The sequence below is a fragment of the Hyphomicrobium sp. genome (genome assembly GCF_003987855.1).
GTDB lineage: Bacteria > Pseudomonadota > Alphaproteobacteria > Rhizobiales > Hyphomicrobiaceae > Hyphomicrobium_B.
Window position 1 is genome coordinate 116162 of record NZ_RXIZ01000022.1, and the last position, 26440, is coordinate 142601.

Consider the following 26440-nt stretch of genomic DNA (forward strand, 5'->3'; position numbering starts at 1 on the left):
AGCGCCGTCAGGCAACCCAGCGTTCAAGCGGTGCAACCTCACCGCGATCGAGCAGGATCAGAGTATCTCGCGCAGGCTTCTTGGGTAGCTGAAGCACCTCAGGATTTGTCGCCGATTCAGCCGCGGTTTCCACGACCGCAGCCATGCGGGGAGCCACCTCGGCATATTGCTGGATCATCGTCGACCAAAGCAGCGCGTTGGCATTCAGGAAGTCGTTCGGAGTGGTCGGGCGCATCCATTGATAGGCCCATTGAACAACCGCGCGGGTCTGCTTCGCCTGCAATCCTGCGAGTTCAAGCTGTGTTCTGCCAATTGCTTTCAGGGTCGGCTGCCACAAGCATGACGTCATGTCAGCAGCTTCGAACATATACTGGAACGCTGAATAGTATAGGGAAGTATTCCTGTCGGATACCTCAACCGTTTCTTCCATTTCTGTCCTCCCAACTCTGAGCAATGGCGGACTAATTCGAGAGTTCGCTTATTTTTGGGCGCTCAGACACAAATGCCAGCGCCATATTGTTCGTTAGTACCACGGCTCGACTGCACCCGCAGTTCACAGATGTGTGGGGCTGCGTAACACATCCATCACGTCCGCGTTTTGCGAACGGTCAACTGTCTGGTTCGGCGGCGAAGGCGATGGCACGCGCGCAGCCACTTACTTGAGATCTTCTGATCGTTCCCTTTTGTTCTTCTTGACGAAAACGGAGACCGCGGCGTTATGTGCGTCCAGTCTAATACTTTAGTAGTGTTCGCATGCGTTGGGGGCCTCGTCGACGAACAGGCGTTTTTTGGTGGATGGCCCCTTTCGCCGTGGTCGCCGCCATCACCTCGACGTCTGCCGCGTCTGACGAAATTGGCGGACGTCCATCAACCTATGGTTGGCGCGAAGTTTCCGGCGGCGTGGACGCTGCTCGCGATCAGTGGCTGTTTTATTCGGGCGCTACGATCGCGCCGTTCAGTCGCGATATCTACAGTGACGGCTGGCGGCTTCGGTTCGGCGGTGGTTATGGCCAATACGGCTACGACGCGATCGGTCCGCACACGAATTGCGGAGACGCCACTCAAAATGACATCTGTACTGAAACAGACCGGCGAACGCGGCATTTCAGGGTTTCGCACTCCTATGCCGAAGCGCTTCTCGGATATTATCTGCAGCTTGGACAGTTGACCGCGAAGGCGTTCGCCGGCGCTGCGATGACGACCAATCATCATCTCAACGGCCAAGATGCTTCGCACGATGACGACGGAACAGAATTCGGGGTCAAAGGCGCGCTTGAGCTATGGCTTACGCTGAACGATCAATCCTGGACCTCATTAGATCTCAGCTACTCGACGGCCAGGAATGAATCGGCGTCGCGGTGGCGCGCGGGGTGGAGAATAACGCCTTCCCTGTCGGTCGGCCCAGAACTGCGCTATGACAAGAACATCGAGAGCGGTGATGGCGCGTGGAACGGGCGAAGCGGACTCTTTGCTCGTTACGAATGGCAGGGCGGGGAAATCTCTGCCGCAGGCGGAGCTGCATGGTGGGTCGATGATTGGGAACCAAAAGATCCCTCTGCGTACGGCACGCTCAATGTTCTATTTCAGTATTGAGCGTGGTCGCTGTGCTTGGTCAGGGCCTGGCCGCATGCGTCTGCTCGCTTCCCGGTCATTATTGTGGAACATCATGCTCAAGGTCTCAGGCGCGACTTGCTTCGTCTATGTTGCGAATTTGCTCATAGCCACCGGCCCGCGAGCCGACACATGCGCGCCGTCGCCCGTCAGTACCCGCGGTGAAGAATCCCGATTTGAATGGACCGCGAAAGCGAAGACCCGCGCGAACTGGCGGGCGAAAGTGAGGGCTATACCTTCTCTCGGTCCCGACTACGCCAACTGGGCGCGTGCGGAGAACACCGAAGAGCGTTGTCTTTCCGGCCCGAATGGCACCGTTTGCACATTCACAGGAACGCCTTGTCGACCGTAGTGCTCACGGAGGCGGAAAAGATTCCGCTTCGCCTTCTTGAAATCTCAAGCTCGGAGACCAAGCTCTGTCACGTCTAGTTGAGCCGAGTTGGTGCAATTTGCTGAGTTGCTGATAGCCCTCTGGCCATGATCGAGCGCGGAATCCGCCCGGCCCCAAGGCTCGGGCGGTTAAGAGAGGAGCGGTGGGCTGCGGGACCTACCGCTCCTCTTTAGACATTCTTTGAACCAGCTGATCCTATTGTAATTTCCGCTCGTGCGATGGCGCTCGACGTGCCGAGGCGCAACCGCCAGCTGAGCGTGAAAAATTTCCAAAACGAACAATCATTCGCCTTGACTGCACCGCAATCCGAGCCCAAACAGAACGCTCATTCGTTTTTATGGAACCTCGGACCGCATGCCGAAGCTTCGTCCAGACACACAGCGCGCCCGACGGGAAAACATCCTTGATGCGGCGCTCACGTGCTTTACGCGCGGCGGATTCCACGCGACGACGATGCAGATGATCTGCCAGGAGGCCGGCGTCTCACCCGGCGCTCTCTATGTCTACTTCGACAGCAAGGAAGCTTTGATCGCTGGGTTGTGCGAACGGGATCGCGCGGAATTCGCGGAACGGTTTGCAGCGCTGGCGCAAGCACCAGATTTCCTCGAGGCGTTAGGTCAGCTTGGACAACACTATTTCGTAGACGAGCCCGCGGAGAAGCAGCGCTTCGCGGTGGAAATGGGGATCGAATCGACGCGCAATCCGCGCATCGCAGAAATCTTCATGAGCGTCGATCGCTTTTGCAACGATAGCTTCGAAGCGCTGTTCCTTCGATTGGAAGCGGAGGGGCGCATCGCGCCGATCGTCGACATTCCCACGTTGGTCAAGGTGTTCAATGTTTTCGGCGACGGCATGTTCTGGCGCCGCGCGATCGATCCCGATGCCGACATTGCGGCTGTTCTGCCCATCGTCGTCAATCTCGTCAGCGGCCTTCTCAATCCGCAGAAGCCATCGCCCAAGCGCGAGACGAAGGCGCAATCGAAGTTGAAGAGCCCTATTCGGGAGGCTCGCCAATGAACTTCAAGACTTTCCTGTTCGGTGTGCTTGCCGTCGGTGCCGTTTCGGGCGGCGCTTATTTATACCTCGAGAAGAGGCATACCGCTGAGATCCAAGCTGCGCGCCTCGAGGAGGCCAAGCCGATAGCGGCGCCCGCGGTGACCGTGATGAAGGTCACCACGGAGAATTTCGTCGAAACCGCTGCCGTTTCCGGCTCGCTCGTCCCACGGGAAGAAATTCTCGTTTCGCCGGAGGTCGATGGCTTGCGCGTTCTGGAGCTTCTTGCCGACGAAGGCGACAAAGTGAAGAAGGGCCAGGTTCTCGCTCGCCTCGTGGCAGAGCAGCTTGATGCGCAGCTCGCGCAGAACGACGCCAACCTCGCGCGCTCAACCGCTGCGATCGCTCAGGCAGAGAGCCAGATCGTTCAAGCCGAAGCCCAGGCGAAGGAGGCCGCCGCGCAACTGGACCGGGCCGTTCCGCTCAAACAATCCGGGTATCTTTCCGGCTCTATGTACGATCAGCGTGAGAGTGCGGCGCGCACGACCCAGGCGCAGCTGCTTGCCGCGCGAGATGGCCTCAAGGCGGCGAACGCCGAGAAAGCGCAAGTCGAAGCGCAACGTCGCGAACTGCAATGGCGGCGAAGCAATACCGACGTTACGTCGCCCGAGGATGGCGTCATCAGCAGGCGGACCGCGCGTATTGGAGCGATGGCTGCGGCAAATGGCGAGCCGATGTTCCGCATCATTGAGAAAGGCGAGATCGAGCTCGACGCCGAGATCGTCGAAACCGAAATGAAAAATGTTCGCGTAGGTCAAAAAGCAATCGTGACCGTGCCACAGGTCGGCGACTTCGAGGGAAAAGTTCGGCTAGTTTCGCCAGAGGTCGACAAAACGGCGCGCCTCGGCCGGGTGAAGATCTTTCTCGGTATCAATCCCGTCCTGCGCATCGGGTCTTACGCGCGCGGCCGCATCGAGACCGCCTCAAGTCGCGGTCTTGCGGTTCCTTCGTCGGCGGTTGCATTCGACCATGACCTGGCATCAGTCCAAGTCGTGAGTGACAACAAAGTGCACAGACGGGTTGTAAAGGTCGGTCTCGTCACGAACGATCTCATAGAGATCAAGGACGGTGTCTCCGAGGGCGATCTCGTGGTCACGCGCGCAGGGACCTTTCTGCGTGATGGCGACGTCGTACGCCCAGTGCTGCCCGAGCCGCGCCTCAGCGAGGTCAAGTGATGCGCATCAACATCTCGGCATGGTCCATCCGCCGTCCAGTTCCTGCGATCGTGCTGTTCGCGGTGTTGATGCTGCTCGGAACGCTGAGCTTCAAGTCGCTTCCAGTGACGCGCTTCCCAAACATCGATGTCCCGATCGTCTCGATCAAGGTCACCCAATCCGGGGCCGCTCCCGCGGAACTTGAGACGCAGGTTACGAAGGTGGTGGAGGATTCTGTCGCCAACCTGATCGGCGTCAAGCACATCACCTCCACGCTCACCGATGGCCTATCAACGACGATCCTGGAGTTCCGTCTCGGGACCGATACGGACCGCGCCTTGAATGACGTGCGAGATGCCGTCGCCGAGGTGCGGGCCAACCTTCCACGTACCATCGATGAACCGATCATCGAGCGGATCGACGTCGAAGGCCAAGCCATCCTCTCGTTCGCAGCCACTTCGCCGGCGATGACGCTGGAAGAGCTGTCGTGGTTCGTGGACGACGTCATCAAGCGCAAGCTCCAGGCGACGAAGGGCGTCGGCCGCGTCGAGCGCTATGGTGGCGTGGATCGCGAAATTCGCGTCAACCTCGATCCAGACAAGCTTCTGGCTTATGGGATCACGGCGGCGCAGGTGAATGCGCAAGTTCGCGCGACCAACGTCGATCTTGGGTCCGGCCGCGGCGAGGTGGGCAGCCAGGAACAAGCAATCCGCACGCTCGCGGGCGCCAGACAAGTTGATGCGCTGGCAGACGCTAAAATCATTCTCGCCGGCGGCCGCGAAGTTCGGCTGCGCGATCTTGGACGGGTTGTTGACGACGCCAGCGAGCAACGCTCGTTCGCTCGCCTCGACGAAAAACCTGTTGTGTCATTCTCCGTGTTTCGCACCAAAGGTTCGAGCGAGCTGTCCGTCTCGGATGCCGTCAATCGGTCCCTCAAGGAGCTCGAGGCCCAGCATCCCGATGTCCACCTGACGAAGATCGATGACGCGGTTGCCTACACACGCGGCAACTACGTGGCGGCTATGGAGACCCTGCTGGAGGGTGCCGCGCTCGCTGTTCTTGTGGTGCTTGTCTTTCTAAGGAACTGGCGAGCGACAATGATCGCGGCGATCGCGCTGCCTCTCGCCGCGGTACCGACGTTCTGGGCGATGAGCGCACTTGGCTTCTCGCTCAATCTCGTCAGCCTTCTCGGCATCACGTTGGCGACCGGCATTTTGGTCGACGACGCGATCGTCGAAATCGAGAACATCGTGCGCCATATGCACATGGGGAAATCGCCGTATCGTGCCGCGCTTGAAGCTGCGGACGAGATCGGTCTTGCCGTTATCGCCATCACGCTAACGATTGTCGCGATTTTTGCGCCTGTCTCGTTCATGGGCGGCATTGCGGGTCAATACTTCCGCCAGTTCGGACTGACGGTTGCCGTCGCCGTGCTTGTGTCGCTTCTGGTAGCCCGACTCATCACTCCGATGATGGCTGCCTATCTGTTGCGACCTATCCCAGAAGAGGATCACCCGGATGGCGTGATCATGCGCTTCTATACGCGCTTCCTGCGTATGACCCTGCGCCATCGCTATCTGACGCTCGTCACAGGCGTCGCGCTCTTTTCGGCGTCCGTTTATGCCACGACGCTTCTGCCTACTGGCTTCCTTCCGGATGAGGATACATCGCGCGTGGTCGTGGCGGTAGAATTGCCGCCCGGCACTCAGCTGGCGGAAACTCTGGATAAGACCGACGAAGTAGCAAAAAGCCTGAAGAGCATTCCAGAAGTCGAAAAGGTTTTCGTCCTGGGCGGTACGAGCCCGACGGGGCAGCTGGAAGTTCGCCGGGCGTCTCTCTACGTTGAACTCGTTCCGAAGGATCAGAGAAAGCTCACGCAGAAGCAGCTGAAGTCGATCATTGCTGCAAAGATCGGCGATATCCCGGATGCGCGCGCGTGGTACGTCAACGAGCGCGGCGAGCGCGAGCTTTCGTTTTCGATGCTGTCGAGGGACGGCGACGATCTCAATGCCGCCATCGGCAAGGTCGAAGGCGCTTTGCGCGGCGTGCCGGGGTTTCGCAACGTGGCCGCGTCAGGTTCCACCGACCGTCCCGAAATTCGCGTCGTCCCGCGGCTCGATGTTGCGGCCCGGCTTGGAATAGCGCCGGATCAGATCGCGGAAGCCATTCGGGTTGCCACCATTGGAGACGCCGGATTCAACCTTGCGAAATATACGATTGGCGACCGGCAAGTTCCGATCCGCGTGCAGCTTGAAGAAAACATGCGAAGCGATCTGAAAAAGATCGAACAGCTGCGTTTGACCAACGCTCAAGGCAAGGCGATTCCGTTGACAGCCGTTGCGGAGGTTTCGCTCGGTCGCGGGCCGGCATCCATCGAACGGTTTGACCGGTTGCGCCGGGCTGTTGTTGGCGTCGATCTCGACCGAGGCATGCCATTGAGCGTTGCGCGCGAGCGGTTTCTCAAGGTCATAGAAGATCAGAACTTGCCCAAGTCCGTGACGCTTCAGCCTTCCGGCGATGCGGAAGTGCAAGATGAGGTCGCGGACGGATTTATCACGGCGATGGGCACGGGCATCCTCATCGTGTTCGGCCTCCTCGTGCTTCTCTTCGGTAGCGTCTTCCAGCCGGTGACGATCCTGCTTTCTCTACCGCTCTCGTTCGGCGGCGTCGCGATAAGTCTGCTCATCACAAACAACCCTATCAGTATGCCCGTTTACATCGGACTCTTGATGCTCATGGGCATCGTGACGAAGAACGCGATCATGCTCGTGGATTTTGCGATCGAGAAGATCGCGGCGGGCGTTGATCGCGCCACCGCGATCATCGATGCAGGGCGCAAACGCGCCCGACCCATCATCATGACCACCTTGGCAATGGCGGCGGGTATGCTTCCCAGCGCGTTCGCATTAGGCGACGGCGGCGAGTTTCGCGCGCCGATGGCAATTGCGGTTATCGGCGGCCTCCTGGTTTCGACGCTGCTTTCACTCGTCTTCGTGCCGTCCTTCTTTACCGTGATGGACGATGTGGGGAACTTGATGCAGCGGATATTTGGCCGGTTCGTTGGTCCCACGGACGAGCCTGACGCGGAAAGTAACTCCACCCAAGCGGGTGAACATTCATCTCGGCCCTTACCGGTCGCGGCAGAATAAAGGCGCCAAGATTCTTGCGGCGTCCGATTGTGCGGGTGGCATCGCATGCCTAAGTTGCAGGCCATTGGCCGCAACAAAAGGACCCCCGCCATGTTCGACGCCAAGTCTATCCTGGAAAATATCGTGCGCGGAGCTTCGCCTTCGGGCGGCCCGGGCGCACCGCAAACAGGTGGCAATCTCGCCGACGTGCTGAACGGCATATTGAAAAACGCCGGCGGCGCTGGATCACAATCCTCAAGTTCTGGCGGGTTCGGCGATATCCTGAGCCAAATCAGCAAGAGCCTCTCTCAGCAGCAAGCGCCGGCAGGTGGCGCAGGTCAGCCCCAAGCTCAGTCCGGCGCCGACCTCGGAGACGTGCTGGCGCAGATCAAGAACAAACTCGGCGAAGCCGGAGGCGCGGTCACGGACGGCGGCAGCATCAGCGACATTCTCGGCAAGATGTTCTCGCAGGCGACACAGGGCGTGAAAGAAGGTTCAGCCCGAGTGGGTGAAGCGACCGGCGCGTCCGACGCGCTCGGCCGGCTCGCCGCTGATCCGCAAGCCGCCGAGGTGATCGCGAAGCTCAAGGACTTTGTCCAAAACAATCCATATACCGCGGGAGCCGCGGCAGGTGGGCTGGGGGGCTTGGTCCTCGGTACGCGGACGGGCCGGTCACTGGCAGCGAGCGCAGCGCGGGTCGGCGCGTTGGCCATGATCGGAGGATTGGCCTACAAAGCGCTACAGAACTATCAAGCCGGCCGGCCGCTCGTCACGGGCGCTGCATCCGCGGAACCGCCGCCTGCCGGTTCCGGCTTCGAGCCATCCGCGGTCAGCAACGAGTCAGCCGTTCGCTATATCCAGGCAATGATCGCAGCCGCGCATGCGGACGGACGTATCGACCCCGACGAGCGTGAAAAGATTATCGGCAGCTTGAAACAGACAGGCTTCGACAGTGAAGCAGAAGCTTTCGTCGCCAAGGAACTCAATAGCCCGATCTCGGTAAGGGAGCTCGGGCAGTCTGTGACCAGTCCGCAAGAAGCCGTCCAGCTCTACACAGCGGCGCGGATTGCGGTGGCAGACAATTCTCCGGCAGAGAAGGAGTTTCTAGCGGCACTTGCCGAGGCACTGCGGCTCGATCCCAAGCTCGCGGCTCACATCGATGCGACGGCGGCCGCGGCTGCGTGACGAATTCGACGAAGCTCGAAAAGAAAAGGGCGCCAGCAATGCTGCCGCCCTTTTTTGTCGAATAGGTAGGTCGAAAATCAGTTGGTTTTGGCAGTTGAGGTCGTGACGTTGTTGGCCGCCTGATTATCGAGCTTGAAGAACGTGTCAACGCGCATGCCGGTAAACAGCGGCGGGCGACCGTCCAAAGCAATCATGACCTCGACCACCTCAACGTCGTTAGGCCGGCGGGGACCGCGCGATGCGATGCGAGGTGCTCCGAGCGATTGTGAGATGGACGTAACCGTGCCCTCGAAGGTCTTATCGGGGAACGCATCGGCTTTTACGACGACGCGCTGGCCGACGTGAACCTTTGCCGCGTCTCGTTCTTCGACTTCGGCACGTAGCCGCAAACTCGACATGTCGCCGAACACCACCACGGCGCTGTCCGGAGATGGAACGGCCGTTTCGCCGACGCGTGCGAGAACGTTCAGCACGGTGCCATCAGCAGGCGCGCGAATGCGTGTGCGCTCGAGAGCAAGCTCGGAAGACGTCAAATCGGAACGGGCAAGGGCGAGGGAGGATTCCAGACGCTGCTCAAGCGGCATGCCCGGAAGCTTCTCGACCTGTGCCAGCTTATCCTTGGCGGCGGCCAGCGCGGTCTGCTTGTCGGCCAGATCTTTCCGAGCTTTCTCAACCGCATCCTCGGGACCGGCCGCAGTCTTCCATGCCCGGTATGCCTTATCGAAGGCTTCATGAGCTCCGAACACAGCTTCCTGCGCCTTGAACACGGCATCGTCAGCATTGCGCCGATCAAGTGCCGGGCCGGTCACCGGCTCATCGGCGCGCTCGCGTTCGCGTACACCTTCTTCGGCGGCCGCCGCGTAGATCTTGTTGTAGTAATCGCCGTCATCGAGCCGGATCAAAAGATCGCCAGCCTTCACAACGTCGTTGGTCTTGGCAAGAATCTCCGCGATCTTGCCGCCTACCTCGCTGGCTATTCGGACCTCGCCGTCCTTTGGTTCGACGCGCGCCGTCGCCGAGGCGGCCCATTGCGGAGCGGGGGGCGCAGTATCAGCGTGGGCCGAGGCCGACACGCCGCTGAAAAGCCCCTCACTACTCGTGAGCGTGTTGACGCCGAAACTTCCCACGAGCGCTATCGCGCCGGCCACCAGGATCGCCGAGATCGCAGGATCAATCTTTTTAGGCATGCAGCTTTCGCCTCTTCGTAAGGTCGGTAATTTCGGGGGAATCGATACCCTCCGGCCGGCGCTCTTCGCCGACGATCTTGCCGTCTTCAATTCTTACGACACGGTCGGCGTATCCCAAGGTCCGCGGATCGTGCGTCACAGCTAACACGCTGCGATTCTGTTCCTTGGCGATGCGGGACAGAAGCCCCATGACCGCGTGACCGTTTTCGCTATCCAGCGCCGCCGTCGGCTCGTCCGCGAGCACCAGGGAGGGAGAACTTGCGATCGCTCGTGCAACGGCCACGCGTTGCTGCTCACCACCGGACAGGTTGCGCGGATAGTTGGTCAAACGGTGACCGAGACCGACTTCACGCAACGCCTCTTCAGCACGGCTCGTAGCTGCAAAGCCTTTTACGCCGCGGACGTCCAAAGCAATGCGTACGTTCTCGAGCGCGCTGAGCGTAGGAAACAAATTGTAGGACTGGAAAATAAAGCCGATGTGATCGCGTCTGACCTTCGCGAGTTCTTCTGCGGGAAGGTTGTCGACCACAGTGTCCGCGATTTGCAGGCTGCCCGAGGTCGGCTTCAAGATACAGCCGAGGATCGACAACAGCGTTGTCTTGCCAGACCCGGACGGCCCCATCAGCAAAGTCAGTTCGCCCGGAACCAGGTCAAGAGACACGCCCTTGACGGCGACAACCAGTCCGGCGCCGCTTCCCAGTTCTTTGACGATATTCTCCGCTCGCAAGACGGGTGTCGTGGTCATCTGGAAAACACCGTGGCCGGATCTATCTTCGTGACCTTGACGATGGCCGAAAGCGCCGAGATCGCGCACATGAATAAAGTAAGTGCGAAAAGCCAGAATGCCAAACCGGGCGTCATTACCAACGGCAACGATGAATTCCTGCTCAGGTAAAGTATGACTAACGCGATCGCCATTCCAAGGATATAGCCCATGATCGCGCTCAGCGCGGCTTGGGCGAGGATCACCTTGTAAATATAGCCCCTGGAAGACCCGAGTGCGCGCAAGGTCGCGAACTCGTGAATGTGGTCCTTGGTACTGGAATAAAGCGTCTGGGCAACGATAACGGTTCCGACAAGGCTGCCGAGGATAGCACCGCCGATCAGTGCGAGACCGGCGCCGGTTCGGAACAGCCATTGTTTGAGGCTGCGGCTCTCGAATTCGTCTTTCGTCAGCACGTCGGCGGAATCGAGGCGCTGCGCCAAGTCTTTCTGCACTTCGCTGATGTTGGCGCCCGGCGCCAGCTTCACCAATAGGAACGTCGACTTGTCATCGTCCGCGCCCAGAAGCTGGCGCGCGCGGTTGAGGGTCGTATAAGCGTACGGCGACTGCGTGAAGGAGCGGATGCCTTCGGTCAGGGCGCGGATCTTCACGCGGCCGTTGGCTACCTGAGCAGTGTCGCCGAGGCCGTCAATGCCCAGTTCGTTGAGATACGTCTGGTCGACAGCGATGGCGTCGGGAGCCTTGATGTCTTCGACCGTGCCCCTCGTCAATGCCCACGGGACAAGCCCCTGGTCATCGGCGTCGGCGCCCACGAGAACGACTCGCGAGGATCCACCCGACGGCTTGCGCCACTCAGCAAACGCCACGACGATCGGAACGACACTTTCGACGCCTGGGGTCGCCAGCGCCTGATGACGCTCGCGATCTCCGAGCAGCAAGCCGCCGTCCTCGAAACTCTTTGCACCATAGGTCGTGACAATGAGGTCGGCGTTGGAGCGGGCGATATTCGCAGTGATCATCCGGCTCGAACCAAGATAAAGCCCGAGTTGCACGGCCACCAAAACAATCGAGAAAAGAATGCCGACCAGCGTGACTGCGAGGCGAACGCGATCGTGCAGTAGATTTCGAAGCGCAAGAGTAAAGACCATGTGGCTGCAGTTCTCTCAAAGTTTTTCGAAACGGGCCAACGGACCCTGCGCTCGGCGCTCCCGCACAGTACAAATGGAGCGTCTCCGAAGGGTCCTATAACCTTATTGTGTCGCGGCTACCACCGCGAAACGCCCCTTTTGTCCGCGGCACGTTCCGCACGCGTCGGAAAGTCCGACCAACCTCGAAGTGCCTCAGAATTGATGAAGGCTTAGCGAGGGTTTAACAAATTGGTTCCAATGTTTCGCCTTCTTCGCGGCATAGGAGATTGAAAGTTGGGCTTTCATCTGCGGTTTATTGTCATGCGTTGCATCAATACTTCCAGACGTTCGAGCGCTGCCTTCGCCGCGGCCGGTTTGCTTCTCGGTACTTCCTTCGCCGCGGCTCCGGCTTTTGCGGATCCGAAGGAAGTCGGTGTCTGGTACGACGACACGGGCAAAGGCGCGGTCAAGATCGAGATCTGCACGCCGACGACGCTCTGCGCGAAAATCTATTGGCTCAAGGAGCCGATGGCTGACAACGGCAAGCCGAAGATCGATCGGTTCAATCCCGAGCCCGCCATGCGGAATCGTCCAATCTGCGGACTTCCGATCATGGGCGACCTCGTCAAGGTCGACAGCGGCTTTGATAACGGCTGGGTCTACGATCCCAAAGAAGGCAAATCTTATAGCGTCGCGTTAGACTTGGTGGATCAGGACACTTTGAAAGTGACCGGCTACAAAGGCATGCGCTTCCTGGGCAAATCCTTCATCTGGACCCGCGCCCCCGCTGACCTACCGTCGTGCGACAAAGATCAAGCGTCGCTTCCTGGCGCCGTACCGGCCCCCGTACCTGCCGTGCGTAAGAAGCAGGCTACTGCGGCGAGCGCGACGACGAAGAAAGCTAAAAACGACGTCGGCGCCTCCAAGCTTGGAGCCGCCGACGTTGCGAAGTCATCGCACAAGAAGAAATCGGAAAAAGCGACGGCTGCTACTCAGCAGCCCCCAGTTGCTTCGAACTAGTCGAAGCTGCTTTCTGGACGGAGACTTTGTCGGCCTGACGCGCAAGCAGACGGTCGACAAATTCCATTGTCCGGTCAACAACATAGCCGCGCTGACGGTCCAGCGTCACCAGGTGGTAGCTGTCGTCAAGCACTGAGACTTCAACCAAGCCACCGAGACGGCGCTGGAGCGCCATGGTGTTCTTGATGTCGCTCTGGTCATCGTGACGGGGGTGGAAGATCAACGTGTGAAGTTTGACCAGCGACAGCATTGGGCGAACGTTCCTGACTAGCGACAGGAACTCATAAACCGTGCCACCGCCCCGCTCAGTGATATCGGCCGGGAGGTTGTCCGAACCGCGCATCGATTCGAGTGCGAAGTTACGAACACGCTCGTCCTTGATGCCGTAAGGAGCCGGCGTGCGGAACTTGAAGAGCCGCGCCGTCCACTTGTCGGTGACGAGATGGAAGAGCTTGATGGTCTTCGGAATGGCCCAGCCGTTCACGGACAGGGTCGGAGCGAAGAGCATCAAACCGCAGGCTTGATCCTGCCGGTAAGCTGCGAGCCTCAAGGCCAGGATAGATCCCGCCGAAGCACCGCCAATGATGATGTTATCGCAAACCGACCGCATGTGATCGAAAGCGGCTGCGACGGACTTGTACCAGTCCTGCCAAGTCGACAATCCGGAGATGTCGGTGCCGAACGTCAGCCCCGGGACGACCGGACAATAAACAGTCATACCCTTGCGTGAGAGCGCATGCGCGACTGCTTTCATCTCAAGCGGCGAACCCCCAAGAGAATGGATCAGAAGCACACCCGAACGGCCGCCGGGGATGTACAGACTTCCACGAGGGGCCTGAAATTTTTCTTTGTTTTTCATTACCTACGTTGAACTCGTTATTTCCCTGCCGCAGGCTCTTACGACGCGGCTGCTTCAGATGCTAACGCAACTTTGTCGCGTCGCCGTAGATTTGAGCTTCTTTGCAGATTCCCGTAGTTGAGACGTGGATTGTGAAGCTATTACGAAGTTACTGAAAACACCATACGTTTTGACATCTGGTTACTGCTGTTTGGTTAAGCTGGACGTCATGCCGCGCCTCTTCTTTGATAATGTGTTGCTGCATTGCAGCACACGATTGCGGACCGGCTGAATTTTCCCGTGAAGATAGTAGTTTCCTCTCACATCATCATATGACGTCTGAGATCCCCCTATGACGCTCAAATTTAGGCCGAAAGCCACTGTTCCCACGCAATCTTAAGCATATACTCCTCGCCAATTTACCGGCCGCAGGTTCGCATAACGCTGCTTGCCGGATTTGGTTAGGGCTGGGCTGCAGTGGCATTTTCGTTCCGTTCGCCTTTTACGTTACTGACTGCAGCAGCTGTAATTTCAGGCCAGATCGTCTCCCTCTCGGCATTTGCGCAGCCAATCAGCCGCGCAGAGTACGAAGCTTGCCAAGCCAAAGACGACAACGCGCTAAGGACGGCAGTCGTTGCCATTGCGACTGATGCCCTCACCAACGGCACGAGGTCCCTCGACTATCGCGCGCTTGTCGCCGAGCAGTGGCGGGTACGAAATCTCGACCAGATCATCGATACTAGGGTCGATATTGCGATTAGCGATGTCACCAACGAGACAAGCTGGTCGGACAGGCTCCAGTCTCTCGCTTACAGCGAAAAGGCTCAGCAGCTCGCGACGATGGTCGCAGAGAGGGTGTACCGCTCAGACGCGGTGAAGACAGGCATCGAGGAGCTGGCCGCGGGCGTCGCAAAAGAGGTCGGCAAGACCATCGAATTTGCCAGTTCGGACGCGGCTCAGCCTTTACTTGATTGCCTCAAGGCCTACGTCGGGCCCAGGTACGGCTCCGCCGTCGCCAGTGCGCTTGCCGGGGACGCCAGCAAGGGCGTTATCGTCGATCCGAGCAAGGGCTCCGGCAACGTTTCAGCGGGCTCAGTCTTGAATGAGACTAGCGGTGGTCTCGCAGGCGCGACAATTCTCATCGTGCGCCGCCAGCTTGCAAATTTGGCTTCCCGTGTCGGTCAACGCATCGTTGGCAGCGTCCTGTCCCGCTTGGTTTCGGTCGTTGCCGGCGGCGTCGGCCTAGTGCTGATCGCCAAGGATCTGTGGGACTTCCGAAACGGCGTGCTGCCGATCATCGCCCAAGAGATGAAGGCGCCTGCAACGAAAGACAAAGTGAAGGATGAGCTCGCCATCACGCTAAATCAGCAGATGAACGACCACGTCAAGGAGATTGCCGAGGCGGCGGCGGATCAGGTCATCGAGGTATGGCAATCATTTCGTCGGGCTCACGCGCTGGTGTTGCGGCTCGCTGAGCAAAACGGCGAATTCCGTGCTTTCCTCGATGGCGTCAAGCCCGAGGCCCTCCCGCGCCTCGACGAGGTCGTATCGATCCTCATGGCGTCCGAGGGTGAAGGCGCCATACTGAAAAGGCTGCAGGACGGTTCGCTCAATGCGGCCGTTCACCTGATGCCCGAGAAGGGAATGGAGATCGCGCGCGATCTTAAATCGATACAAGCGGGTCTGGACTGGTCGGCGCTGGCAGGCGATCAGCTTCCCACTGTCGTCAATTACGAGTTGCACAAGCGAATCGAGCCGAAGGATCTCACACGCGCGTCTCTCGATCGCATCCTTGCGCTACAAGACCGAACAGCGATCATCAAAATTGCCAGCGTGCCGGCCAGCGCTCGCGATCTTCTCTTCACGCTCAACTCTAACGACCTCAATGCTCTGCTGAGATCGCTCTCCGACGACGAGCTTGAGGCCCTTGCAGGCTATCTTTCAGGATTGAAGCCCGGAGCCCGCGAGAAGGTCTTGCAACTCGTCGCTGCCGAGCCCGTCAAGATGCAAGTCTTGGCGTCCAAGCGTGTCCGCGAACGAATCATCGGGAGCCGGGACCAATCGGCGGCGGTGGACATGATGCTTGCTCCCAATCTTGGGCTTTCGACCGGCGCGCTCGTCAGGGATGCGACGTTGGCATGGGAAGGCCGAGTCGACCCGTTTCTGCTTTGGGACAAACACCCGGCTGCCGCCTCGCTGGCCGGAATTCTCGGGCTCATAATGCTCTTCTGGGTCGGCCGGCTGTTTCGGCCGCGAAGGATTTCCGGGCCACAGCCCGGCCGCACCTAGCCACAGTTCCCCAGCTTTCCACATCAATCCGCCCAGCGTCGTCTCGGCTATGACAGCTGGCTGCTATAAGGATTCGCGAATATAGGCCTGCGACCCAGAGGGGGGGTGGATATGCGCGTTCGTTTAAGAGGCGAGGAGGGGACTCACGACATGGGATTGAAGGCACCGGGCATCATTACGTTCATGTTGTCAGTCATTCTGACCGTGATCGTGCTGATGTCGAAATGGTTCGGCGCGGAGATCCCCGGCCTGACCGGCAATGAATCCTGGGCCATGCTGGGGTCGTATACGCTGCTGATGCTCGGCTGCATGGTCAGGGGCATGTAATTGAAGGCAGGTCGGCACTTGACCCGCCGGTCGCCACTGCAGCGGCAGCGTCTGCCCAATTCATGTGCGCTGGTGTCGCGCGGCATCCCGTGATCTGGAGCGTTGCCGTTGGCATAACTATCCAAACGGCATGGCGAAAGAAATATCCGAAGTCTTTGCTCGTCGCGCCCGGCTTTCATCAAAAGCCATCGTGACGGCTATCATGCTGACACTTGCTGCGCTCGTGGCGGTGGCTATCGCCGCGCGGCAAGAGCGGCAGGCTTCGTCGCTGAAGGACCTCGATCCCGTGACCCGCTTGTCGATCGGGACTGGCTCAGGCCTCGTGCCGGTCGTCAACAGATAGCCGTGGCACAAGGGGTTTGGCGCGCACGAGACCTCGGACGGAATTTCCAAGATAGATTGTCTTTGCGGCGTTCACGTCGTCGATGGTCAGACGCGCTTCGAGCGCACGCCCTTCATCGATCAAAGCCGCGCGCAGCGTACCTGGCAACAATCCTGCCGAGAGACGCGGCGTAAGCAGCTGGCCGTCGCGCTCTATGAAGATCGAGGTGCGGCTTCCTTCCGCCAGTTCCCCATCCTCGTTCAGGTAGATGACTTCATCGGCCCCGAGCGTGTCGGCGTAGTGTTTCCATTCGCGGTCATAAAGCTCGCGCCGCGTTGTCTTGTGATACAGAAAGAGGTCGTTGCTGTTGAGGCGAGTGTCGGACACGACATACCGCATGACGGCGTCTGCCGCAGTCTCCGCTTGCGGTGTTGCGGTTGCGGTCACCATTCCATCTTCATCAAGAAGCAGCCGCACGCGCAGTCGCTCGTGAGGCGCCGTCGCGATCGCAGCATCAAGCGCGTCGCGCACTTTGACGGCGTCGTAGGCGAAACCAAAATACGCAGCTGACGCAGCGAGGCGAGCCAGGTGATAGCCCTTCAGCCAAAGCCCCTCGCCGGGAACATACAGCATCGTCTCGATCAACTCGAAGCGGCGCACCGGGTCCGTGAGGAATTTCATTTTGAGAAGGCATTCGGCGTATTCCTTCGCGCCATCAGAATCGGCCACCACGCCGGATCCGATGCCCATCTCTCCTGAGCCTTTCCGGTCGATGATTGCTGTTCGAATCGCGACGTTGAACTGAGCGCTCCCATCGGGGGAATAGCGGCCGATCGCGCCGCAGTACACGCCCCGCGGTTCCGTCTCCAGTTCGCGAATGAGTTCCATCGCGCGGATCTTGGGTGCCCCCGTAATCGACCCGGGCGGGAAGATCGCCTTCAAAATATCGACAATGCCCACGCCGTCCTTCAGATGCGCCTGAACGCCGGACGTCATCTGGTGAAGAGTTTTGAATGTCTCGACGGTAAAGAGGTCGGTGACATTCACGGAGCCAAGATCAGCGATGCGGCCGAGATCGTTTCGCATGAGGTCGACGATCATCAGGTTTTCCGCCCTGTTCTTCACGTCTTTTGAGAGGGCCGTGCGGACTTCTGCTTCTCCTTCAGGAGTGCCGGCTCGAGGCGCCGTCCCCTTCATCGGCCGCGTCTCGATGAGACGGTCGTGCTGGTTTATGAAAAGTTCGGGTGACGCGGACAAGATGGTCGCATCCCCAGTGTCAACGAGGGCCGCATAGGCGACGCGCTGCTTCAAGCGGAGATCGCGATAGAGCGCGAGCGGCGAGCCTTCTAAATTGAACTTGGCCTTGAAGGTCAGGTTGAGCTGATAGATGTCGCCGCTTCTGATGTTCTTCTGCACCTGTTCAAAGCGCTGAACATAAGCGTCTCTATCCCAGCTGCGGGCGAGTTCGCCTAACGTCGGATTCCCGATCGCTTCGTCCGTGAGCCAGCCTTGGACCTCGGCACCCGATAATTGTCGGGGCGCTGTATAAAGGCCGAACCAAAGCAACGGGACCTTGCGATTCGGCGGCAGAAGATGAGCAAGCTTGGGCTCGAGCAGATAGCCAAGCTCATACGAGAAAAATCCCGCCGCGTGGAGACCGCCAGAAACACCCGCCTGGAGCGCAGAAAGGGCGGCGCCCACCTCTTCCGGCGCATCGGCCCGGATGATCTGCGTCGGCTTTTCGAACAGCTCGGAGACGGCATCGATGTTCGTGCTGTTGTCGAGCAGCACGAAACCTTCCGCGAGAGCTGGCGACTTCGGCTTCGCGCCGCCGTCAGAGGCCGCGCCGTTCGGTGTCGCGGAAGGAGCGGCGGCGAATTTGGGTGAACTTGACTGCATGGGCCGCTTCTAACGCGGCGAAGGCGGGATTTCCATAAGCTGTTCGCAGAGAGAGTGCCTCTGTTGATGCAGCAAGCGGTCGCGCCGCGATCTCCACCCAGAACCGATCCATCAGCGACGCCGGAATTGCTCCGGGGGCGGGCGACGCAGAGGCCGCGGGCCTTTTGAAGCGGCATAGCCGTGAGCAGCGAGGCCGATGCCCCAGCCCAAAAGGGGCCAGAAGAACCAAAGGTGCTCCGGATGCATTAGGTTGACGACGAGGAGGATGCCATTGACGACCAGATAGGCCAGAAAATGGTATCTGAATCCCTGGTCTTGCCAGAGCTTGTTTATCATATCCGTGTCCATCCCATCGCTTGAGCTGGCGAAGGCCATCATTCGCCGCCATGTATCTTACCTCTACAGGGCGCGACAATTCACGGGTAGCCCCGCACACCGTTAATATTCTGCCGCACGCTTACAATGTAGGGATCCAGCGGCGAGGTTCTGCGTTGATCCTCGTCATACCCTCGGGCCAGACTGCCCGAGATGTCCTGGAGGCGCCGGTGAACAAAGAAAAATCCAAGGCCGAAATCGACAAGCAGCTCAATGAAGCTCTCGAAGAGACGTTTCCAGGTAGTGACGCTATTGCAGTAGATCGCCAGAGCGGCGACGTGGTCCGGCCCCTCGGCCGCAAGCCACCGATCATCGACAAGCAATTGGTAGAAAAACTTGCCGAAGAGGCGAAGGCAAAGAAGAACTGACAGTACGAATGTTGGAGCGGTTCGGCTCGATTACCGGGCTGAGGTCCCGGAGGCAGTGATCGTTTGTGAGCTCGGCTGCGATGAATGACTTCCGCCGCGGCCAAAAAATACGGAGCCTGCCAGCACGACACCGATCAGGAGAACGATCGCACTCGCCCAGCAGGAATTGACAGTCGGGCGTGGCGGTATGAAATCGCCCGAATGTGACGCAAAGCGAGGATCGATATCGACATCCATGCGCTTTTTCCTCCCACTCAGTCCGCGGTGTTGATCCTAACCGGGCAGCGAGGAGAAGGTTTCCCCGCCGTCAACCAGACCACGTCCATGCGAAGGTACTCTTCTGCAGGATATCCGCTTCTTGCAGCCTAGGATAGCTTTTTGCTCCGGCGCGCATTACGAGCCGGTCGCTAATTTGGTTTCTTCCTCCCAACCGAAGACCGAACGCCCTCCAAGTTCGTGAGAAAGCGCGCGCTCGCGGGCAACATGGCTCGCGAAGGACGGCCCATCAGCGGCCACTTCCAAGCGCCTCGCCTGCTCGTCCAAGCGCTTCAAGGCAGAAAGCATTTCGGTATTTCCGAGCTTTGCCTTTTGCATCGCAACTTTGAGAACCGAAATCGTCTCATCGTAGACCTTAACCGGCACCGGAAAGGGATGCCGATCCTTGCCGCCCAGCGCCAGTGAAAAGCGTCCAGGATCCTGAAAGCGATACGGTGCGCCGTGCACAACCTCGGCGACCATCGCGAGTGATTGCACGGTTCTAGCGCCGACCCCCGGCGTAAGTAGCAGGTCGGGGAAATCTGCCGGCCCCTGCTCGGCGGCGGCCGCAAGCGTTCCATGAAGCCGGCGGATGAAGACGTCGCTCGAACGAACGTCGTGGTGGGCAGGCATCACCAAGTGCGGCAGTGAAAGCTGAAATTGATCTTTCGGCTCTTCACCCGATTGAGCCATAACTTCCTTGACGATACGGTCAGGCCCGAGAGTTGCCAGCAAATCAAGCTGGGCTGAACGCGAATGGCTCGCGCGCTGGTCTGTCAGGTTGACGATCTCTCCCTGCGCCGGCCCTTCAATAGCCGCGTGGGGTTGATCGACAAAACTCGAAAGCGCCTCCGAATGCCAGTGGTAGCGTCGCGCCTGCCGTTTGTCGCCATTCATACCTTGCTGGACCACGGTCCAATGCCCCTCACGGGTCACGAAGAAGCCGTGCAAATAAAGATCGAAACCGTCTTGGACTGCGGCACTATCAACTTTAGCCACTAAGCGGCTTGCACGTACCAACCCATCGGCATCGAGGCCAATACGCTCGCCCAGCGAATTGAGTTCTTCTGGCGTGCGACGCGAGTGACGGCCCCGGCCGCCGCAAACGTAGATTCCGAGTTCGTCGCGGAGTGGTTCAAGACCGCGCTTCAGTGCCCCTATGACACTCGTCGTGATGCCTGACGAGTGCCAGTCCATGCCCATGACCGAGCCGAAGGACTGGAACCAGAAGGGATGGGCCAGCCGGCTCAGCAGCTCGTCACGCCCGTAATGTTCGACGATCGCTTGGCATATAACCGCGCCCAGAGACGACATTCTGCGGGCAAGCCACGGAGGCACGTGGCCAGTATGGAGTGGGAGGTCAGCACTTCCGGAGCGACGAGCCATATACTCTCATCGCATATTCGCAGTCGGACAGTCAAAAAGCAGCGGGCCGAGAGAGACCACCACTCGATGGCCCAACGGCTATTTTCGCTGCTGTGCAAGTTCAGCGGAGGTGTGGCGGGGAAACAGCGTCAACACGGGACGCCTCAAATCGCTCCGCATGTAAGAGTGCGCAATGTTCTCTTTGACCTGCGTTGCTCCAGGCTCAGCAAGTTTGAGATCTCGAAGTGCCCGCGTAAAGGCGGCGTCAAACTTTGCCTTTTTCTCAAGCCGGGACGCGCGTGCTCGGCGCGTGAACTCGCTTAGCTTCATCTACCAGTCCTGTCGAAAGATCCAATTGGAGCACCGGCTAACTGAGGTCCGCCGGTGCTCCATAACGAAAGGGTCGATTGCCCTTTCCAAAAGAGAAAACGCCGCGTCACGCTTGCAGTTCCAGGTGCGCTCTTGTGCGCACCTGTTGTTAGTGGTGTCCGCCGCTGCGGAATGTATGAGCCGCGAAACCTCGGCCCGCGAACATGGACGAGGACGATCCGCGCAAGCCCGGGCGCAAGCCGGTTGGTCCGATCGAACTCATCTGAGTGGACGCTGATAGGGCGGCGGGGCGAATAATTGATGAAGAGCCGGTGGAGCGCATAAAAGTTGATGACGTCGCCGGCGCAGACGAGAGTTGATTGGTCGCGACTGCGCTCGAACTGACGACCGCTGCCGATCCAACGAGCGGGCCCATTGCTGTAGATGACGATCGTCTGATGCTCGCAGTGATGCTGCGCATCAGCCCAGCGCCGCCGAACGACGAACCGGAGCCACTGCCAGGTGTTGTCAGTCGAGCTGGATAGAAGCTTGTTGACGATGACAAACTGGCGGACGAAGCCAGGGGGAATTGCGGCGTGGCAAAGGGTGTCGCGCCCTGGACGGAATTGAGGGAAACGCCGGCAGTCACCGGCGCCAGCCCATCCGCGTTCGGGCTGAGCATTGCCGCTGACGTACTAGCAGGATCTATTGCAAGCCGGAGATTGATGTCCGCCGACGGATCGACGCGATTAGCTTCAATCGGAACCACGTTGAGGGTAGCGGGCACCTCCGAACTCGACTGAGCCGTCGAAACAGTTCGCGATTGTGACTGGCCAGTAATGGGATTGGTTGTATTCGGGGTGAGCGGGCTGCTGTTATTGTTCGACGGTGTGAGGGGGCTGTCGGTGCCCGGCGTTATTTGCGTTTGGGTTTGGGTGGTGGACGTCGCATCTTGTGCAGAGGCCGCCAATGGGGCCAAAAACGCGATCACCGCAACCAGCGCTGTTGAGAAGTTCTTCATAACTAAACGTTCCACTCGAGACTTAGCGCAGATAGGAACGTTGTCCAAAAATTCCTAGTTCCCTCTCGATCGTCTGGGACTGCGCAAGACCTGGCCAATATGCCGATACGTCAGCCAAGCCCCGCTTGGGGGGGCGCCCGTAGGTCTGCATCGCTGACCGCGTTTTTTCTTCCTGCGTCCAAAGCCTTCCCGACAGATAGGGCTTTTCGGAGCCTGCCGGCCTTTCTGTCGCCCTTGTCGACTGGCTGAATTCGATTCGGGGAGCACTGGATTGAAGCGATGGGGCTTATCGCAGCGAGACTAATTTTAGCATTGAGCGTTATTGCGGCGCATACCGCGCCGGTACTGGCCGACGGATCATCCGCAAGCAATGCGACAGAGCCAGGGGCCTTTGCGCTGCCGGCCTTCGTGCCGAAAGCGCGACAGGCCAACTATGCGACTGCTGTAAACGATACGAACTCAGCGGTTGGAGCGCGGCGAGCGGCTGAAGAATTGAGCGCCAAATTTGCGGACGTCACCACCAGTTCGATTTCTCGCGACGAGGCTGCAGCGGAGATCTCGCCTCAAACTGCGCAACCGGCTGTGGAGGCGGACGACTCACGTTCCATCGTCCTCGCGGCGAACCATCCGGACGATCCAAAATTAGTGACGGGCTCGCTTCCGCCCCCCTCGCGACCGAAGCATGTTCCGAAATCCGCGACAAAGGGCGGTACGCTCCGCGATAGTCGTCTGCCCGCTGGCGGCACAGCTGAAAACTTAGCGAGCATCGGCAGGAAAGTGGGTCTTCTGGACCTGATCACCAATCCGGCGCTGTGGCACTGAATTGGCGTCAGAGTGAGACTAGCTTCAATTTACTTCGAGCGAGCAGCAGCTTGTATCCGCACGATGGTGCGTTCCCAGAACTGCCCGAAAGAATTTGCCGTGGTCTCGCTCGCCTTCGTCCGCAAGCGCGCACACGCGCTGCACGACGTCGTCCGTTGAAAGTTCAGGCCGATGCCGGCGTGCTTCGACGAGGATGTCATTGAGGATACGCGCGAGATTCTTCAGCTCGTCAGAAGTGTAGCTGCCCGGCATGAGGATCCCTTGTCCGATATTGCTCGCCAGCTTTGCGCCGCGATGACACGGACCTGAAACTCGATATGGCAAACGCGGTTCCGCAATCGACATCGTGAGTCGCGGGGGCGCCGGTGTGGCGAGACCGCGGCGTAACACTTGTTGCCGCAACCGACATTTCCGCAGCGCAAACGATGGTGAAACTTTACGAGTTTTGAAGACGACCTGCCCCGACGCATGCAAGCATGGTGGTGGTCTGAACTTCTGTTGCTGATGCGGAAGGTGAGCAGATGGGAAATCTGGTTCTTCTAAGTGGTGAGCGCGCTAAGAAAGAGTTGGAAGAGAAACAAAGAATTATCGTGGGTTTGAAAGAGCTTTTGGCTCGGGCAGAATGCGGAGAACTAAAGGCAATCTGTTATGCCAGCGTCGATGCAGATGGTCAGAACGTTACGCTCGGCATCCTTCAAGACGACAAAACGGGGCTGCATGAGCTGATCGGGCTATCGCAGATGCTCAGCGATGCCATACTGCAGGGGGCGCGCGACTAGAATAGCCAGCCTAGAATATTGATCGATCAAAAAATATCTGCGGAATGAGATCAGGTGCGAGACGGAGCCTCGCACCTGATGTGAAAGCTTAGCTGGCCTTCTTGGTCGTGTGCTTAGAAGCAACGTGCTTCTTCGTCGTGTGCTTGGAAGCGACGTGCTTCTTCGTGTGCTTCGATGCGACATGCTTTTTAGCAGCCGGCTTCGAAGCAACGTGCTTGGCAGCGTGATGATGATGGTGATGGACCGGCTTGGTTGCTTCTGCAGCGCTCGCTACACCAGCGCCGAGCATCATTGCAGCTGCGGCCAATGCCACGGTCAGGGACGTTTTCATATTTGGCTCCATAACGAATCTCGCGATGCCTGATGGCTTCGCCGTGGCGTTCTGGTAGCCTCTTCTTCCTGTCATAGAGATGAACAAAGCTGCGAAATCGGAATACGTTTTCGTAAGGAGCATAAGTCGTTACAAGCTGGTGACGACTAGGTTGTAGATCGCCCGTAGTTCAATTATTTCGCGAGCGCCCTTGACCGTGGCAGACCAAATCAGATTGCTTAACTGTCGCCGACAGCAGCGTGTGTGCTGAGTAGTTGTTGTCCCTGGATCTACAGGGTCAACCTCTACCCCAGAGGTTTCATCGGCGGCAGACAGAGCCGCGCCGTCCCCAAATGGTTCTGTCGTGAGCGACAAGCTCAAGAAGAGAGCGGTATTTCCCACCGCTCTCTTCTTACATTACGGAACCGCGTAGCTAGTCGCGCCGTTAGTCCTTCAATGTTCGTTTGGAGGATGGCGCATGACGCCCAATCCGGATCGGCGATATCTAGAAAATTCTGAAGAAGCAGATGCGATTCGCGCAGTCCGGCGCGTGTCGATCATGGGGAGCTTGGCCGCCCTCCTCTTGGGATTTGGGCTTATATCTCTGCTGATTTACGGACCCCTGTCGGACGCCGGGATCAGCGAGCTCACGGCAACCGCGCCAATTACGGTGCCTCATGTGCCGACCCCAAACGCCCCCGCACCGTAACGGAGAACAGATGGCATTTTGGTCAGATAATCGAGGCATCGACGGCATTGTGCAAGCCAGCGACCGGACATTGAACGTCCTAGTGGTGATCTTCCTGGCTGCGTTCGCGCTCGGAACGGTCGCCTACTACTACGGTCAGCTAAATCCGCGTGTTCATGGTGCCGCGCCGACGGCATCCACCACGCCGGTCCCTGCTGCGCCCGCCGGTTAATGTAGGCAATTCGCAACCATTTGCTCCGAGAATTGGCCCACCGTCCGGTTCGCCATCTGGAGCTTCTCCTTGAAATATGTGTTCGCCTGTCTGGTCTGCGCGACCGGGCTAAATGCTGGCGCCGCTGCAGCGGGCCCCTTCGTCCCGGGTGGTATCCACCTCCGCGCGGCGGCTGAACCCGTCCACTGGGTGCGCAAGGGTCCAGGCGGCTACGGCGGGCCGCCGTACGGCATCGAATACTCCCGCTCGTACGGCTATGCCTTCACTTCAGGATATTACCGCTCGGGATATGCAGGCTGCCGAGGCGTTCAACATATGTGTGCGAGCCAATGGGGCTGGGGTGGGTCTAACTATCGCCGATGCCTGTGGTCACACCGCTGGTGCTGAACGCTCAAGGGTGGGTTGCATCGTACTGCGCCACGTTCGTAATCATGATGTAGCGGCCGGCGACGAAACCGATCGCCACAAGAATGCATGCGATTGCAAAAAGTTTGACGTGACGATGCATGGTTCCTCCCGAACTCTGCTCTTCCCCTAGAGCAAATCGGGCCACGCATCCAGTCTTGTCCAAAGGGGCCTTTAGAGAAACGCCGAGGCAGTCCCCGCAATCGCCAATAGAGCGACGATGCTCCAACTCGGCACCTTCCAGATCGTCAGCAAGAGAAAAGCAGCGACCACGAGCGCAAAATCCCGCGAGCCCATGACCGCGCTCGTCCAAACGGGATTGTAAAGTGCAGCGCCAAGAATGCCGACGACCGCAGCGTTCGCTCCGCGCATTGCGGCCTGTGCCCACGGATTGGAGCGAAGATCATCCCAATAGGGAAGCATGCCGTAAACCAGCAGGAGACCAGGTAAGAAAATAGCGACGAGGGCGATCATCGCACCGGCGATCCCGTTCGGCCAATGGACGGCCACAGCCCCTAGATAGGATGCAAAGGAGAAGAGAGGTCCGGGTATCGCTTGAGCCAGCCCGTACCCAGCAAGAAAGTCTCCGTGCCGCACGATCCCAGAATCGACGACCGCATTCTGCAACAGCGGTAAAACCACGTGACCGCCGCCGAACACGAGGGCTCCCGAACGATAGAAAGCGCTGAAAAGCGCCAGGACTTGATTGCTCTTCAGCAACTCGGGAATGAGCAAGAGAAGAATGAAGAGTGCAAGACTGATGGCGCCCTGCGCGCGAGATACCGGGAAGTTCAAACGGCCGTTGAGCGCCGGGGCAGTTCCTCTACACAACCACAAGCCCGCGATGGCCCCGCCTGCGATCGCGCTGACCTGCCCGAAGGATCCGGGCAGAGCCATCACGTTCCAGAGGCAAGCGACAGCGATCGCAACTCTCGTCCGATCCGGCGTCAGCGTTTGCGCCATACCCCAGAGCGCTTGCGCAACGATCGCTACCGCCACGAGCTTGAGACCGTGCAAAAGTCCCACGGCGAAGAGCCCCTGAAACGAAGACGCTCCGAGCGCGAATGCGAGAAGAATGGCTGCTGAGGGCAGTGTGAATCCTATCCACGCTGCGATCCCGCCCCGTAGACTGTTTGCCCGAAGGAGACCGAGAGAAAAGCCGATTTGACTCGATGCCGGACCGGGAAGAAACTGGCAGAGAGCGACCAGATCAGCATAGCTTTCTTCGTCGATCCAGCGCCGCCGCAGCACCAGTT

The 26440-nt window shown here is 59.0% G+C and carries 24 protein-coding genes; 13 read left to right on the forward strand and 11 right to left on the reverse strand.

Going from position 1 to position 26440, the window contains the following annotated elements; genetic code table 11:
- Positions 1-7 precede the first annotated feature (7 nt).
- Positions 8-430 (reverse strand): hypothetical protein, encoded by a 423-nt coding sequence (locus EKK30_RS17895; RefSeq protein ID WP_290987068.1) that lies wholly within the window; start codon positions 428-430, stop codon positions 8-10.
- 365 nt (positions 431-795) lie between these two features.
- Here EKK30_RS17895 and bcsS point away from each other — a divergent pair, with 365 nt between their 5' ends.
- The 5 genes from bcsS to EKK30_RS17920 all read left to right on the forward strand — a co-directional run bounded on the left by bcsS (position 796) and on the right by EKK30_RS17920 (position 8522).
- Complete coding sequence (gene bcsS / locus EKK30_RS17900) at positions 796-1593, forward strand: cellulose biosynthesis protein BcsS (RefSeq protein WP_290987069.1); 798 nt, start codon at positions 796-798, stop codon at positions 1591-1593.
- Between the two features lie 763 nt (positions 1594-2356).
- Positions 2357-3019 (forward strand): TetR/AcrR family transcriptional regulator, encoded by a 663-nt coding sequence (locus tag EKK30_RS17905; RefSeq protein ID WP_290987072.1) that lies wholly within the window; start codon positions 2357-2359, stop codon positions 3017-3019.
- The gene (locus EKK30_RS17910) at positions 3016-4230 is read left to right on the forward strand and encodes an efflux RND transporter periplasmic adaptor subunit (RefSeq protein WP_290987074.1); all 1215 of its coding nucleotides are present in this window, start codon (positions 3016-3018) and stop codon (positions 4228-4230) included. Before EKK30_RS17905 ends, EKK30_RS17910 begins: the two co-directional genes overlap by 4 nt.
- Positions 4230-7358, forward strand: coding sequence for an efflux RND transporter permease subunit (locus EKK30_RS17915; RefSeq protein ID WP_290987076.1), 3129 nt, complete (start codon positions 4230-4232; stop codon positions 7356-7358). The genes EKK30_RS17910 and EKK30_RS17915 overlap by 1 nt, the downstream gene beginning before the upstream one ends.
- 90 nt (positions 7359-7448) lie before the next feature.
- The gene (locus tag EKK30_RS17920) at positions 7449-8522 is read left to right on the forward strand and encodes a tellurite resistance TerB family protein (protein WP_290987078.1); all 1074 of its coding nucleotides are present in this window, start codon (positions 7449-7451) and stop codon (positions 8520-8522) included.
- Between the two features lie 77 nt (positions 8523-8599).
- On the opposite strand, the gene EKK30_RS17925 is transcribed toward EKK30_RS17920, so the two are convergent.
- The 3 genes from EKK30_RS17925 to EKK30_RS17935 are packed head-to-tail and all read right to left on the reverse strand — an operon-like array spanning position 8600 to position 11581.
- Entirely contained in the window at positions 8600-9709 is a 1110-nt protein-coding gene (locus EKK30_RS17925) for an efflux RND transporter periplasmic adaptor subunit (protein ID WP_290987080.1), read from the reverse strand.
- Positions 9702-10454 (reverse strand): ABC transporter ATP-binding protein, encoded by a 753-nt coding sequence (locus EKK30_RS17930; protein ID WP_290987082.1) that lies wholly within the window; start codon positions 10452-10454, stop codon positions 9702-9704. Before EKK30_RS17930 ends, EKK30_RS17925 begins: the two co-directional genes overlap by 8 nt.
- Positions 10451-11581 carry an ABC transporter permease gene (locus tag EKK30_RS17935; RefSeq protein WP_290987085.1) on the reverse strand — a complete coding sequence of 377 codons (1131 nt, stop codon included), beginning with the start codon at positions 11579-11581 and terminating at the stop codon, positions 10451-10453. Before EKK30_RS17935 ends, EKK30_RS17930 begins: the two co-directional genes overlap by 4 nt.
- Positions 11582-11854: 273 nt before the next feature.
- Here EKK30_RS17935 and EKK30_RS17940 point away from each other — a divergent pair, with 273 nt between their 5' ends.
- A complete protein-coding gene (locus tag EKK30_RS17940; protein WP_290987087.1) occupies positions 11855-12580 on the forward strand; it encodes a DUF2147 domain-containing protein in 726 nt (241 codons plus the stop codon).
- On the opposite strand, the gene EKK30_RS17945 is transcribed toward EKK30_RS17940, so the two are convergent.
- Entirely contained in the window at positions 12549-13439 is an 891-nt protein-coding gene (locus EKK30_RS17945; protein WP_290987089.1) for an alpha/beta fold hydrolase, read from the reverse strand. The two genes, EKK30_RS17940 and EKK30_RS17945, sit on opposite strands and share 32 nt — an antisense overlap.
- A gap of 456 nt (positions 13440-13895) precedes the next feature.
- On the opposite strand from EKK30_RS17945, the gene EKK30_RS17950 reads away from it, so the two are divergent.
- From EKK30_RS17950 to EKK30_RS17960, 3 genes are all read left to right on the forward strand, one after another.
- On the forward strand, positions 13896-15707 hold the full coding sequence (locus tag EKK30_RS17950; RefSeq protein WP_290987091.1) for a hypothetical protein: 1812 nt from the start codon (positions 13896-13898) through the stop codon (positions 15705-15707).
- 150 nt (positions 15708-15857) lie between these two features.
- The gene (locus tag EKK30_RS17955; protein ID WP_290987094.1) at positions 15858-16034 is read left to right on the forward strand and encodes a hypothetical protein; all 177 of its coding nucleotides are present in this window, start codon (positions 15858-15860) and stop codon (positions 16032-16034) included.
- 130 nt (positions 16035-16164) lie between these two features.
- Positions 16165-16377: a hypothetical protein gene (locus EKK30_RS17960; RefSeq protein WP_290987097.1), complete on the forward strand. Its 213-nt coding sequence runs from the start codon at positions 16165-16167 to the stop codon at positions 16375-16377.
- Here EKK30_RS17960 and pabB read toward each other — a convergent pair.
- Complete coding sequence (pabB, locus tag EKK30_RS17965; RefSeq protein ID WP_290987099.1) at positions 16348-18255, reverse strand: aminodeoxychorismate synthase component I; 1908 nt, start codon at positions 18253-18255, stop codon at positions 16348-16350. The genes EKK30_RS17960 and pabB overlap by 30 nt on opposite strands.
- A 111-nt stretch (positions 18256-18366) precedes the next feature.
- Positions 18367-18591 carry a 2TM domain-containing protein gene (locus EKK30_RS17970; protein WP_290987101.1) on the reverse strand — a complete coding sequence of 75 codons (225 nt, stop codon included), beginning with the start codon at positions 18589-18591 and terminating at the stop codon, positions 18367-18369.
- Between the two features lie 209 nt (positions 18592-18800).
- Between EKK30_RS17970 and EKK30_RS17975 the strand changes: the two genes are divergently transcribed.
- Positions 18801-18998 carry a hypothetical protein gene (locus tag EKK30_RS17975; RefSeq protein ID WP_290987104.1) on the forward strand — a complete coding sequence of 66 codons (198 nt, stop codon included), beginning with the start codon at positions 18801-18803 and terminating at the stop codon, positions 18996-18998.
- A gap of 393 nt (positions 18999-19391) precedes the next feature.
- Here the strand turns inward: EKK30_RS17975 and EKK30_RS17980 are convergent, their stop codons facing one another.
- A complete protein-coding gene (locus tag EKK30_RS17980) occupies positions 19392-20639 on the reverse strand; it encodes a DUF763 domain-containing protein (protein ID WP_290987107.1) in 1248 nt (415 codons plus the stop codon).
- A gap of 1588 nt (positions 20640-22227) precedes the next feature.
- Between EKK30_RS17980 and EKK30_RS17985 the strand changes: the two genes are divergently transcribed.
- Entirely contained in the window at positions 22228-22770 is a 543-nt protein-coding gene (locus EKK30_RS17985) for a hypothetical protein (protein WP_290987110.1), read from the forward strand.
- A 24-nt stretch (positions 22771-22794) separates the two neighbouring features.
- Here EKK30_RS17985 and EKK30_RS17990 read toward each other — a convergent pair whose 3' ends face one another.
- Positions 22795-23022: a hypothetical protein gene (locus EKK30_RS17990; RefSeq protein WP_290987113.1), complete on the reverse strand. Its 228-nt coding sequence runs from the start codon at positions 23020-23022 to the stop codon at positions 22795-22797.
- 269 nt (positions 23023-23291) lie between these two features.
- On the opposite strand from EKK30_RS17990, the gene EKK30_RS17995 reads away from it, so the two are divergent.
- Positions 23292-23549 carry a hypothetical protein gene (locus tag EKK30_RS17995; protein ID WP_290987116.1) on the forward strand — a complete coding sequence of 86 codons (258 nt, stop codon included), beginning with the start codon at positions 23292-23294 and terminating at the stop codon, positions 23547-23549.
- A gap of 88 nt (positions 23550-23637) precedes the next feature.
- Here the strand turns inward: EKK30_RS17995 and EKK30_RS18000 are convergent, their stop codons facing one another.
- Positions 23638-23880, reverse strand: a complete 243-nt coding sequence (locus EKK30_RS18000; RefSeq protein WP_290987118.1) for a hypothetical protein — start codon at positions 23878-23880, stop codon at positions 23638-23640.
- A gap of 698 nt (positions 23881-24578) precedes the next feature.
- On the opposite strand from EKK30_RS18000, the gene EKK30_RS18005 reads away from it, so the two are divergent.
- Positions 24579-24779, forward strand: a complete 201-nt coding sequence (locus tag EKK30_RS18005; RefSeq protein ID WP_290987120.1) for a hypothetical protein — start codon at positions 24579-24581, stop codon at positions 24777-24779.
- A 579-nt stretch (positions 24780-25358) separates the two neighbouring features.
- On the opposite strand, the gene chrA is transcribed toward EKK30_RS18005, so the two are convergent.
- Positions 25359-26440: chromate efflux transporter (gene chrA, locus EKK30_RS18010; protein ID WP_290987123.1), on the reverse strand; the 1082-nt coding region annotated here is incomplete at its 5' end.